Source organism: Tenacibaculum ovolyticum DSM 18103, assembly GCF_000430545.1.
In the GTDB taxonomy this organism is placed as follows: Bacteria; Bacteroidota; Bacteroidia; order Flavobacteriales; family Flavobacteriaceae; genus Polaribacter; species Polaribacter ovolyticus.
Genome location: NZ_AUMF01000021.1, coordinates 45,014 through 58,642 on the forward strand (window position 1 = coordinate 45,014; position 13,629 = coordinate 58,642).

General features: G+C 29.7%; 10 protein-coding genes. 2 read left to right on the top strand and 8 right to left on the bottom strand.

What is annotated here, in order from left to right; genetic code table 11:
- Positions 1-9 precede the first annotated feature (9 nt).
- Positions 10-492 (bottom strand): cytidine deaminase, encoded by a 483-nt coding sequence (locus tag H518_RS0108330; protein ID WP_028888629.1) that lies wholly within the window; start codon positions 490-492, stop codon positions 10-12.
- A gap of 81 nt (positions 493-573) precedes the next feature.
- Complete coding sequence (porV, locus tag H518_RS0108335) at positions 574-1,650, bottom strand: type IX secretion system outer membrane channel protein PorV (protein WP_028888630.1); 1,077 nt, start codon at positions 1,648-1,650, stop codon at positions 574-576.
- A gap of 334 nt (positions 1,651-1,984) precedes the next feature.
- Here porV and gldJ point away from each other — a divergent pair, with 334 nt between their 5' ends.
- Together gldJ and H518_RS0108345 are read left to right on the top strand one after the other, a co-directional pair.
- A complete protein-coding gene (gene gldJ / locus H518_RS0108340; RefSeq protein ID WP_028888631.1) occupies positions 1,985-3,694 on the top strand; it encodes a gliding motility lipoprotein GldJ in 1,710 nt (569 codons plus the stop codon).
- Between the two features lie 65 nt (positions 3,695-3,759).
- Positions 3,760-5,013 carry a UDP-N-acetylmuramoyl-tripeptide--D-alanyl-D-alanine ligase gene (locus tag H518_RS0108345; protein ID WP_028888632.1) on the top strand — a complete coding sequence of 418 codons (1,254 nt, stop codon included), beginning with the start codon at positions 3,760-3,762 and terminating at the stop codon, positions 5,011-5,013.
- Here H518_RS0108345 and H518_RS0108350 read toward each other — a convergent pair.
- The 6 genes from H518_RS0108350 to H518_RS19530 form a co-directional block, all read right to left on the bottom strand.
- Positions 5,010-5,861: an N-acetylglucosamine kinase gene (locus H518_RS0108350; protein ID WP_028888633.1), complete on the bottom strand. Its 852-nt coding sequence runs from the start codon at positions 5,859-5,861 to the stop codon at positions 5,010-5,012. The genes H518_RS0108345 and H518_RS0108350 overlap by 4 nt on opposite strands.
- Before the next feature lie 15 nt (positions 5,862-5,876).
- Positions 5,877-7,772 carry a polysaccharide biosynthesis protein gene (locus H518_RS0108355; RefSeq protein WP_028888634.1) on the bottom strand — a complete coding sequence of 632 codons (1,896 nt, stop codon included), beginning with the start codon at positions 7,770-7,772 and terminating at the stop codon, positions 5,877-5,879.
- 37 nt (positions 7,773-7,809) lie between these two features.
- Positions 7,810-8,325 (bottom strand): hypothetical protein, encoded by a 516-nt coding sequence (locus H518_RS0108360; RefSeq protein WP_028888635.1) that lies wholly within the window; start codon positions 8,323-8,325, stop codon positions 7,810-7,812.
- Positions 8,326-8,382: 57 nt separating this feature from the next.
- Positions 8,383-11,529, bottom strand: coding sequence for a cytochrome c biogenesis protein CcsA (gene ccsA / locus H518_RS0108365; protein WP_028888636.1), 3,147 nt, complete (start codon positions 11,527-11,529; stop codon positions 8,383-8,385).
- 107 nt (positions 11,530-11,636) lie between these two features.
- Complete coding sequence (gene asd, locus H518_RS0108370) at positions 11,637-12,515, bottom strand: archaetidylserine decarboxylase (protein ID WP_028888637.1); 879 nt, start codon at positions 12,513-12,515, stop codon at positions 11,637-11,639.
- Positions 12,516-12,640: 125 nt separating this feature from the next.
- Positions 12,641-13,531 carry a sterol desaturase family protein gene (locus H518_RS19530; protein WP_051263714.1) on the bottom strand — a complete coding sequence of 297 codons (891 nt, stop codon included), beginning with the start codon at positions 13,529-13,531 and terminating at the stop codon, positions 12,641-12,643.
- Positions 13,532-13,629 lie beyond the last annotated feature (98 nt).

The following is a 13,629-nucleotide window of genomic DNA, read 5'->3' on the forward strand; positions in this document are numbered from 1 at the left end:
TGTTACTATCTATAGATAAGAGCTATCGAAAGAAAAAGGCAGTAAAGAAAGTAAAGACGTAGTTTTAACAACTTCTCCAATTTCTCCCATAAAAATAATTTCTATAGGTTCTTTTTGATTAATCTCATATTCAGATAAAGTTTGCCTGCACGCTCCACAAGGACCAACAGGTTTATTAACGATAGTGTTTTCTGATGCAGCTGTAATTGCTAGTTTTTTTATTTTTATCCCAGGAAATTCAGAACCTACTTTCCAAACTCCAACTCTCTCTGCACACATACCAGAAGGGTATGCCGCACTTTCTTGATTGTTTCCTAGAACAATGGTTCCGTTTTCTAATAAAAAAGCTGCACCTACTTTAAAATTAGAATATGGAGCATATGCTTTTGCTCTTGCTTCAATAGCTTTATTCATTAATAATTGATCATCTTCATCTAATTCTGAAAATGTATTAAAAATGGTTGCTGAAGTTTTTACTTCTATTTTTTTCATAAGAAATAGTATTAGTCAAAAAAAGCAGTCTATATAGACTGCTTTTTTTATTAGACGAATTTATTAAAAATAAACTAAATTTTAATAATCTTCATATATTTCTCCTAAATCAAATGATAAAGAGAAGCGTAAAGTGTTTTCTAATGGATTGTTTACAGCAGATGTGTTTACCAAATAAGATAAATCTAATGTAAATGCTTTAGCTGTAAAACCAGTTCCTAAAGTTAAAAATTGTCTTTGCCCTTTTTTTTCACTTTCATGAAAATATCCAGCTCTTAGTGCAAAAGCATTATTATATAAATATTCAGCACCTAATGCCCAAGTTGTTTCTTTAAGCTCTTCGCTAAAATCGCGATCTCCTAAAGAAGTAAACATACCGTCAAACCAACCTCTTGTTGAATTAGGACTTGAAGGTACTAATAGTTTGGTAAACTCTAAATTAAGACCAACAATGTTTTTGCTATCTAATATAAAGTCAAAACCACCACCTAATTTAGCATTGGTTGGTATGAAATTTTCTTGACCAGGCGTATATTCTACTTTTGGTCCAATATTAGCTATATTGAAACCTAAACGATAGCGACCATTAAAGTTTCCTAAATTTCGTTCATCAGATTGGTAGTAACCAGAAACATCAACAGCAAATGAGTTAACAGCATTAACATTACTGTCATTAATATCTAAGTTAGAATTGATGTATTTTAACCCAATTCCCATTGAGAATTTTTCACTCAACTTCATTGAGTAAATAGCAGAAATAGCAAATTCATTTGGATTTTCTGTTCCAGTACCTACACCATTTAAATCTGTCAATTCAACTTCTCCTAAAGAAAAGTATTTAATATCTACACCCCAAGCAGCGTTTTCTTTAAATCTATTTACATATGAAGCATTTCCAACAAAAATATCATCAGTTAAATTACGTAACCATGGCGTGTAATTTAAACCAACACTTATTTTGTTTTTATTGAAAACTGTTTTAGCGGGGTTGTGGAAAATTGAAAAGGCATCAGCAGATGTTGCTACACCTACGTCTCCCATACCACCAGCACGAGCATCAGATGAGATTAATAAAAATGGAGTTGCGGTTGTGATTTGTTGTGCTTTGGTTTGAAGGGCAAAACATGCAAAAAACAATAAAAATGATAATTTTTTCATGTACAAATTCGATTGGTTTAGTTTAGCAAATATATGATTTTCTTAAAAGTTTGCTAAAGTTTCTTTGACTTTTAATAATTAACTTAACGATATAGAGCAAGAATTATTATATTATATGGTTCTTAAATCTTAGAATTAATAAAGATGACTATAAAATTATAAGATTTAAGCTAGATATTTTAATCTTTTTCTTAAATTCGTAATACTAAACGTTAAACAATCTCGTTTATAATCTTACAGAAGCAAGTTCTTTACGCTATAATTTGTTAATAAATTAGTTGTAAGGAATTAGAAATATTGTAAATTGCGGCACCCTTAAAATAGTTGAAAATAGATGAAAAGTACATTTAAATTATTTAGTTTATTGGTAATCATTAGCTTGTTTGCTACTTCTTGTAAAAGTGGTAAACGTGGTGGTTCAGGTAAATCTTCCCTAACTGGATGGAACTTTAATGACCCTAGTTATGGTGGTTATATTAAAGGTGAGGAGAGAAATAGTAAAGAAGCTCCTCCTGGAATGGTACATATTGAAGGTGGTAGTTTCACAATGGGACTGGTACAAGATGATGTAATGTTTGATTGGAATACTACTCCGAAAAAAATGCATGTACGTTCTTTTTACATGGATGAAACTGAAGTTACAAATGCAGAGTATGGATTATTCATGCAGTATACTAAAGATATATTTCCTCCAGAAGAACCTCAATTTAAAAATATTTACCAATCTGTTTTACCAGATACTTTAGTTTGGAGAAAAGGATTAGGGAATACTAATTTGTTATCTGAAAGTTATTTGAGACACCCTTCATATGCTGAATATCCAGTAGTAGGTGTTAGTTGGTTACAGGCAAATAAGTATTGTAAATGGCGTACAAACGCTGTTAACCTAAAAATATTAATGGATAAAGGTGTTATTAAAAATATCTTTAAAGAAGATTCTTTAAGTTTTAAAGGAAAGAATAATTTCGATACAGATACGTATTTAACGAACCCCTATGCACTATTTGATGGAGATTCTACTATTTATAAAAAAGGAATCCCATTACCTAGGAAAAAAGGAGAACCAAAACCATCTAAAGATGCATTTTCAGGAAGACAAGTAACTTCATCAGATGGTATCTTAGCTCAGAAATTTAGACTTCCTACTGAAGTTGAATGGGAATATGCAGCAAAAGCTATTTTTGAAAATCGTGAATATAATAATATTAGAGGTAGAAAGAAATATGCATGGACTGGTAAATACACAAGAGATAGAGATAAGAGAAGAAGAGGTGATCAGTTAGCCAATTTTAAACAAGGTAAAGGTGATTATAGTGGTATTGCTGGTTGGAGTAGTGATGGATCTGATATTCCTAATGCAGCTAAGAGTTATCCTCCTAATGCTTTTGGTTTATATGATATGTCAGGGAATGTTGCTGAATGGGTAGAAGATGTTTATCGTCCTATAATTGATTCAGAAGCTAATGACTTTAATTACTTTAGAGGAAACGTTTTTACAAAAAAATTAATAGATCAAAACGGAAAAGTTGTTATTGTAGGTGATGAATTAGGTGAAGTAGAATATGATACTTTAGAAAACGGTAGAATTGTACCAAAAGACTTACCTGGTAGCGTTAAGTACATTCCAATTACGAAGGAAGATACTTATATGAGAAGAAATTACAATTTAGCAAATAATTCTAGTTTAGGAGATGGAGATCAAGCATCATCAAAAGATTATGAATTAGATAAAGATCAATTAGATCTTGCTTCAAGGATGTATAATTCACCTCAGAAACCTGAAAAAGAATTAGATTCATTAGGGAAGGCTATTAATAACTATAAGTACGACTCAAAAAGAAGAACTACACTAGTTAGTGATAAATCTAGAGTTTATAAAGGTGGTTCTTGGGCAGATAGAGAGTATTGGTTAGATCCAGCTCAGAGAAGGTATTTTCCAGAATATATGGCTACCAACTTTATTGGTTTTAGATGTGCAACAGATAAAATGGGGCCAATGATGTTAAATAAACGTAAAACAGCTACACCAAAATATAAGAATTAATAAAAGAATAAAATTTATATTTATAAACCTCATTGATTTTCAATGAGGTTTTTTATTTTTACCATATGAAGATAGCTGATTTACATAAATTATATATTCAACATGGTTTAGTTGATACTGATACAAGGAGGGTAAGAAAAAACACTATTTTTTTTGCATTAAAGGGTGATAATTTCAATGGGAATAAATTTGCTAATGAAGCTTTAATTAAGGGAGCTAAATTTGCAATTGTAGATGAAGTAGCATTTAAAACATCAGAGAATATTATTTTGGTTGATAATGCACTAAAAACACTTCAAAAATTAGCCAGTTTTCACCGTGATTTTCTTGCGATACCGATTATTTCTTTAACCGGTAGTAATGGTAAAACAACAACGAAGGAACTTATAAATAGCGTATTATTATCAAAATATAATACTACAGCAACAATAGGTAATTTAAATAACCATATTGGTGTACCGTTAACTTTGTTATCTATGAATTCAGATACTGAAATAGGTATCATTGAAATGGGAGCAAACCATGCTAAAGAAATTGCTTTCTTATCAGATATAGTAAAACCTAATTTTGGATACATTACTAACTTTGGGAGTGCGCATTTAGAAGGGTTTGGTTCATTAGAAGGTGTAATTAATGCAAAATCTGAATTATATACTTTTTTAATAAACAATAAAAAACAAGTTTTTGTAAATCCTAATGACCCAATTCAATTAGAGAAAACAAAAAAAGCAGATATAGTCCTATTTGATGAATCTATTCTTTTTATTGAAGTCAATCCGTTTGTTAAAGTGTCTTTTAAATCTGTTGAAATTCAAAGTAACCTAATTGGTTCATATAATTTTTCAAATATATCAGCAGCCATTACTATTGGTAATCATTTTAATATATCTAAAGAGAAAATAAAAGTAGCTATAGAGAGTTATATTCCTTCAAACAATCGTTCAGAAATTATAAAAACAAAAACAAATACGATTATATTGGATGCATATAATGCGAATCCAACAAGTATGAAAGCAGCACTAGATAGCTTTAAAATGTATAAAGCAGTTCATAAAACAGTTATTCTTGGTGACATGTTTGAGTTAGGTGATTTTAGTTCTGAAGAGCATCAGAAAACGGTAGATTTGGTTTCAAAACTTAAGTTTGATACCATGATTTTTGTAGGAGAAAATTTTAATAAAACAACAACGGAGCATAAAAAGTTCAAAACATTTTTAGAACTTGAAAAATATATTTTAAATGAACCTTTAAAAGAAAGTACTATTTTTATTAAAGGATCAAGAAGCATGGCTTTAGAAAGAGTTGTAGAATTGTGTTAATAATTCTTATTTTGATGAAATCTTATTAGGTTGTCAATTGGGCGTTGGATTACGTCTGTAATAACCAAATTATTTTTTAAAGCTACTTTTTTTAATACATCTTTAAAATAATATGCAATTGAACCGACAAAATAGATAGAGGTTTCTATTCCTTTGTTGTAAGGTAGTACTTGATATTTAAAATATTTATTGAAGCCTTTTTTTATTAATTTATTAATATATTTTTCATTTTTATATTCAAACATAAACTTTGCAAATGAAGCTAAATACATATTAGGATTTGCTTTCAAGTATAAATTTGTTTTAACGAAATCAACATTAAGATCAAATTTTTTTTCAAATGATTTAGCAATGCTTTTAGGCATTTTTTTATAATAAAAGTCTCTAAGTAGTAGTTTTCCAAAATAGTTACCACTAGCTTCATCCATAATTGTATAACCTAATGATTGAGCTAGGTTATTAGGTTTATAACCATCATAATAGCAACTATTAGAACCTGTTCCTAAAATACAAACAATTCCAGGTTTTTTAGGGGTACATGCATAAACAGCAGCAAGCATATCTTCAAAAACATTTATTTCAGCATTTATAAAACTTAATTGTAACACTTTAGATAAGGTAGTAACTGCTTTTTGAGTCCCACAACCAGCACCATAAAAGTAAATTTTCTTTATGTTTTGCTTTACTCTTGATAATTTAGAAATATTGTCAATTATCTTTTGTAATTCACTTTCTTTAAGAATAGAAGGGTTCAAACCTAATGAGTTAATTCTGAAAAGTTCTTCTTTATCTTTGCCAAGAAGAATCCAATCTGCTTTTGTAGAGCCACCATCTGCTATTAAAATCATTAAATATTATGTGTATTAAAGATTATCTAACTGCTCATAGATTGAGTTTTTCGACTTGTACTCAGGAACAATTAACTTAAGGAGCTGTACTATTTTTTCATTATCATGATCTTTGTTTGAATCACATAATTTTTTAATTTTATGACTAATAGCATGAGCATTTATTTGCTGGTTTTTAGCAATCATTATTTTTTCATGATATGTTGGTGCTGTATCTTCTCCATTAGCTAAAAGCTCTTCATATAATTTTTCACCAGGACGTAAACCAGTTATTTTAATATCAATATCATCAGGGAAAGTTAAACCAGATAAATAAATCATTCTCTTAGCAATTTCATATATTTTTACAGATTTTCCCATATCAAAAATATATATTTCTCCACCATTACCCATGGTTCCAGCTTCAAGTACCAGACTACATGCTTCCGGAATTGTCATAAAATAACGAGTAATTTCTTTATGGGTAACCGTTAAAGGACCACCGTTTTCAATTTGACGTTTAAAAAGAGGAATAACAGAGCCATTAGATCCTAAAACATTACCAAAACGAGTTATCGTAAACTTAGTATTATGATTATTAGAACTACTTAGGCAACTAATGTACATTTCTGCAACTCTTTTAGTCGCTCCCATAACATTGGTAGGGTTAACAGCTTTATCTGTTGAAACCATAACAAAACGTTCAACATTATTTTTTATAGATAAGTCAGCAATGTTTTTAGTACCAGCAATATTTATTTTAATAGCTTCGTAAGGACTAGTTTCCATTAAAGGGACATGTTTATATGCAGCAGCATGAAAAACCTTTTGAGGTTTATAGTCTTTAAATATTAAAGACATCCTTACAGTATCTCTAACATCAGCTACTATAAAAGTGATGTTTTTTCTTCCTTTTTGAAGTAGTTCTTGTTGTAAATCATATAAAGGAGATTCAGCTTGATCTATTAATACCAGATGTTTATGCTGATATAAACTAAGTTGTCTTGATATTTCAGACCCAATCGATCCAGCAGCTCCAGTTACTAAAATAACCTTATTGTTAACATCTCTTTTAACTATAGGGTTGTCAATTAAAATTGGTTTTCTATCAAGTAAATCCTCAATTTTAATACTTTTAATTTGATTTGCTTCTAAATCACCATCAATCCACTTAGAGAGAGGAGGTACAATTTTAACCTTTACACCCAACTGTAATAACTTGTCCGTTAAGTAAAGAAGTTTGTCAGGCTTTATTTTTTGAATGGAAATAATGATCTCATTAATGTGCTTATTTGTGATAAAATTTTGGTCTATTTTGTGGCCATTATAAATTTTAACTCGATCAATTTTTTTGCCAATTTTCTTTTCATCATCATCAACAAAACCAATTACTTCGTATTTGTTCTTCGTATCCCTATTTAGTGCACCGTAGGTAATTAGTCCAGAATTACCTGCGCCGTATATGAGTACATTAGTTATAGTGCTTAATTCTGTAGACATGATCTCAAAAAAAGCCTTAAAAACATATCTACTAATAACTAAAACTAGAATTGATATTAAATAATGTATTATTACAATTGATTTAGGAATAGTAAAACTTGGAACTATTTTAAAAGTAGTGTTAATTAAAACAATACTAATTGTAATCATTGAAAGCAAAGTAACACCAACAAAAACATTAAAGGCATCACGAGTTCCTGTGTGTCTAATGATACCGCGGTAAGAGCCAACAGAAAGAAAGCTGATAAGAGCAATAAAAGCAATAAAAGGAATTTGATAATACAAGTTTTCAATATCAAAATTTAAGCTAGCATTAAATCGAACAGTATATGCCAAAATAAATGAGATACATATCAAAATGATATCTATAGTTAAAACTACCCATCTTGATGCATACTTTTCAAAAGCTTTTAAAACTAGTTTCTTTTGCATTCTTTTCTGTTAAAATTAAAAATAATAATGAATAAAATTAAATTTTCTTCATTTGCTGTTTCATCATTTGCATTTGTTCTTTTAGCATTCCGTGTTTGTCTAACTTTTTTGCTTCGGCCATTAAGTTTGTTGCTTCACGTTTTCTACGTTTTGTCATAGCTATTCCAGCTAATTGTAGTTTAGCCATAGCTAAATCATGGTCCATTGCTAAACCAAGTTTAACAGATTTGCGTAAGAATTTTTCTGCTTGAGTTATATTGGTTTGGCTTAGCATAATTCCGTGTAAGTAATTATAATAGCCTTCTTGTTTTTGAATTAAAGCAGTCGATGGATTTTTTATATAGTCTAGCCATTTTTTAGCACCTTCAAAATTTTGTTTGCGTAATTGCATAAATGCAAGTAAAATGAATTCATTTTTGAAGTAAAAAAATACGAAAAGACCAGCAAGTAAAAGAATAGAAATTCCATTCATAATATGAATTTGAGTAAATTCATAAACAGCCCAAAAGGCTATGATTGCAGCTATAATTAACTTTATATTTTTATTGAACATGTTTTTCTTTTTAATCAATGCACAAAAGTACATCTTTCTGTTAAAATATTAATATGTTTATTTTTTATAGAACTTTTTATATTTAAACCAAGCAAATAAACCTAAAATAAAAACAAAAGCAATTGAGTAATAAACTGAAGTAGGAGTAATTACTTTGTCTCCACTAGCGTATGAATGTAACCCAGATAAATAAAAGTTTACCCCCATAAAAGTCATCATTATAGATGCGTATGCAATAATAGACCAAAGGTTAAAAGTATAACGACCTCTTAGCCCCGGAATTAAACGCATATGTAAAACAAATGCATACACCATTATAGATATTAAAGCCCAAGTTTCTTTCGGATCCCATCCCCAATAACGTCCCCAACTTTCGTTAGCCCACATACCTCCTAAAAAGGTACCTATGGTTAACATTACCAATCCAACAGTTATAGACATTTCGTTAATAATTGTTAGTTCTTTTATATGAAGATCCATTTTCTTCTTGTTCTTTGAATTTGTAAAAATCATTAAGAATAAAGTGAAAATACCTAAAATCATTCCTAGAGAAAACGGCCCATAACTTCCCACAATAATAGAAACATGAACTTTTAACCACCAAGAATTTAATACAGGTTGAAGATTTGCTATTTCTGGATCTAACCAATTCAGACTTGCAAAAAACATGGTAATAGCTGTAATAAAAGTAGCAGCTGCTATTGTTAATGTTGATTTTCGACCAAGTAATAAGCCAAATAACATGGTCGCCCAAGCAACAAATACAATTGCTTCATAAGCATTACTCCAAGGAGCACTTCCGCTAATGTACCATCTAGAAAGTAATCCTAAAGTATGTAGAATAAAGAAAGCTATAATAAAAACAATTAAAGCTTTTACTATATAATTAATCCATTTTTTAGATGAAAGAATCTGAGTAATTAAAAAGATAATCAAAAGGATACTCGATAATCCATAATACTTAATTAATCGATTAAAAACATTAAATTTATTATATGCAATCTCTAACTCAACCTTATCTTCAGAAGGATACACTTCTTTTCCGAATTTCTTTTGAAATTTTTTAATTCCGTCTAAGACCTTATTCGTTTCAGTATAATCTCCTGATTTTTTTGAACTTTGTAAAAGTTGCATATAAACAGGTAGTGATTGGCGAACAAATACAGAGTCTGTTCCTTTAAAACCAGCATTTAATGTTTCTGGCTGTGATACCCATTTGTTATTTTCATCATTAGGTATCGGATATATTCTTAACATACCTCCACCTAAAGTTTGTGATAATAACCAAACCCTTTGTTCAATTTTAATAATATCGGTATCAAATTTACTTTTAATCTTCTTTTTTTGAGCTTCAACCACTCGTTTACCTATTATAGAAGTTCCTTTATCGTCATAGAAGTCAATGAATTTGGCATATTTAGTATCTTTAGATACACCAAGAAGTTCTCTTATTTGTGGGTTTCCTTTTTCTAAATAAATAAAAGGAACATTTAACCAAAGCATTGGCATCTCCGTTATAGATAGTAAAACCTGAGTAGGATTCAGACCTTTAAAATTATTGGTGTGTGCAACTTTTCTAAGTAATTCAGAAGCTAAAGTGTGCGTAGGTTTCATTCTCCCTCCAACATCTTGTATTACTAAAGAACTAAATTTAGTAGCGTGCTCTATGCTTGCTTTGTTGGCTGTTAAAATAGAATCTATTTGTGATTCTGAAAATTGTTTTGGTTTGTGAGCTTCATGCTCTTGACCAATTGTATTTAAAGAGAGCAATAATATGATTACTGACAAACTTGCTTTTTTTGCTTTTACCTTATTTAATGCCTTTTTTAAATCATCAAAACGAGTGTTTTTAATAAATAAAATACATATTAAACCAAAGAATAATAAGAAATATCCAATGTAAGTAATCCAAGTACCTATAAAATCATGATTTACAGAAAGGTGAGTTTGTTCATGATCACCATCAATTTTATAACTAGATTGAAATAATTTGTACCCCTTATAATCTAAAATGTTGTTCATGAAAATTCTAAAATCAAAAGTTTCTTTTTCCTCTATAACAGTAATTTCACTAGCATAAGCTGCTGCACTTTCTGAGCCAGGGTATTTTTCTAGTTGAAAATCATTTAGTTTTACATTAAAAGGTGTTTGTAGTTTTTTAGCACCATACCAAGCTCTAAAATTTAAGTCACCGATATTAAACTCTTCTATATTATCAACATTAAACTTCCCCCCGTAAAAGTTAACTCTTTTTGTTTCTCCATTAGCGGTAATATCAAAAATAACAGTGTCGTATTTTTTATCATCTTTTTTTCCCGAAAGTGTTTTCATTATCCCTTTTTCAGGAGATTTAGGTATAACAAACTGTAACCCTTTTATAGTATGAAGTGTTAAAAGCTGAAAGTGTTGTGCACTATCTTTAACAATCTGACCTCTTTTTTGATCAGCCATTCGAAGCCAGTCACCATTATCTTTAGAAATCATCTTCAAATTACCATCTTCATAAAAAAAATTAACAGAAGCGTTGTTATCACTTACGTCAAAACTAACAAGTATGTTATGAATATTTTGAGTTGTACCTCTTTTTATATAGTGCTCATGCCTACTTCCGCTTGAACTCTCCACCAAGAACAAATGTTCAATTCCATTTTCATCCAGAACTAATTTTTCTTCAGACCAAGGAATGTATTCAACTAATTTGAAAGTAATGTTATGTTGTGTTTCATTTTTATTGGGTTGAAATGTTTCAGTAAACTTAGCTGAATTGCTACCCCATGCAGAAAGTAATAATTCGTTATTTGTTTCTTTTTGAAACTTATTATTGTCTACTATAACATTCAAGTAATTAGTGTCTGAAAAAAAAGTATTGGTAGTTTCTCCTTCGTCAATAATCATGATTCCTTCATGACTGATGTAACGAGTAACACCTGCACCAATTAAAATTAATAGAAAAGAAGCATGAAATAGTAAAACACCCCATTTTTCTTTTCTGAATAAACGGTATCTGAAAATATTCCCGAAAAAATTGACAACAAAAAATAGCATTATCAATTCAAACCACCAAGTATTATAAACTAAAGCTTTTGAGGTTTGTGTTCCGAAATCGTTTTCTATAAAAGTTGCGACTCCCATAGCTACGGCGAATAAGAAAAATAAAACGGCCGTTAAGCGGGTAGAGTAAAGAATATCTAAGATTTTTTTCATCTGTAAATCTGCTAAGTATAAAACTTGGCAAATTTACGTATTAATGCGCTAATAATTTTATGATTTCTATCATTTTTAAAAGAAAGGAATCGTTAAAATTAAAAGTGTTATAAACCTATTTTTTCTCCCATTTTAACAAAAGTTTCAATGCGGTTTTTGGTGTTTTTAATAATATCTGAATCAATTTTTAACTTGTTTTTATCAGCAAGTAATACAATTGTTGAACCTCCGAAAGCAAAATAGCCCATTTCATCACCTTTTTTTACTGATTGGTGTGGTTTAAAAGTTTCGACAATTGTTCCTACCATGGTGGCACCAACTGGAGCTACTATAATTTCTCCCTTTTCTTTAGTTGATAAAATGCAGTATTCACGTTTGTTTTCACAAAAAACTTTCGTGAAGTTTGAAGCTAATGCATATGGTGAAACAGAAAAATAATCTCCTTTTATTTTTGTCATTTGAGATGGTGTTCCTTCAAACGGAAAATGATAACGATGGTAATCATTTGGAGCTAGTCTTAGAATAATCAAAGAAGAGTTTTTGTGTTTTTCAGCTAACTCGTCACTACCCAAAAATTCTTTTAGTGTAAATTGTCGTCCTTTTACAAAAAAGTTATGAATGTTTGATATATCTTCAAAGGCTAACATTTTTCCATCACCAGGAGAGATAAACCCATTTTCAATAGGTCTTGCTGTTGGTTTTAATTTTCTATAGAAAAAATCATTAAATGAAGTGAAGGCTGAAATAGATTTTTCAGCTTCATTCATATTAATATTTAATTGTTTTACAAAAGAGGGTATTTTTTTTACAGAACTTAGTTTGTTCATTTTTTTGCCATACCAAGCTGATAAAAATTTACGTTTAGCAATTGGTAGAATAGCCATTTTTCCAAACGGATTATTGTATAATAATTTTAAAAAACCTTCACCAGGTGGGGTTTCGGTAATTAGATTACCAGATTTTCTATCGATGAATTGTATTTGCATTTGAAAAAATTATTAAAACGGTATTAGGTTTATGAAAAGGTAATAGCCGAGATTATTAAAAAACACAAAGTTAGAAAACAAGAGTATAATATACTACTTATTTTATTTCCCTTTTGATATTGATTTTATGCTAGTTTTTTACACGTGTTGTTAGGAGATGGTTTCCAGTCGGGAGGCATAATTAAGTATTTTATTTTATCACTTAAGCTGTTGGTGGATTTTAAATCTTTTATTAAGTCTTTGAATAACCCAAATTGACTACTAAAAACATTTTCGGTGTTAATTGTTTTACTTTCGTCAGCTGTAATTCCGTAAACAGGTTTCACATGATCTAATTCTTCTTGGTAAGTTTTAAATAATCGATCCCAAATAGAGAAAACATTAGAAAAGTTGGTGTCTAAATAAGTGCTGTTACTAGAATGATGCACTCGATGTAGCATTGGTGTAATAAGTAGTTTGTTTAGTATCGGTGTTTTTCTGAATCTGGTTTCGTTTAGATGTGTAAAAACCCCATAAAGGCGAGATAATAAATCTATTGTTAAAATCATGTATGGGTTAAGGCCAATTATTGGTAGCCAAGCTAGGATGTGAAAATATTGTACGAAGTCAAATAGAGATCCTCTAATAGCAACGCTCATGTTCATTTCTTTTGGTGTGTGGTGTACGCCATGAATACACCAAAGAATTCTTACTTTATGTCCTGCGTAATGTACAACCCACCACATAAAATCATAACACAAAAAACCAAGTAGCCAAACGTACCAAGTGTTTTTAAGTGTGAATATTCTTAGGTTTTCGTAAACCCAATTCATTACATTTAATTCTAAAGAAGCATAGAAGAGTAGGTAAGGAACAGTTCCGAATGCCAAACAAAGTAAGCTAACTAGGCTTTCTTTTTTTAATTTTATTTTTTTTCCAACAAAAAGAAATATTAATTCAATTATTATTACAATAAATAATAAAGGGGTAGTGATTGTAGATATTTTTTCTAGTAAGTTTACAAAATTGGAGTACATTATAAAAACAAGTTTAATTGATTTTTAATGTAATATTAGTAAGACTTTAATGAAGAAAAAGACGTTTGTAGAAAAAAAAAGGACGCTTAGTTATTTTG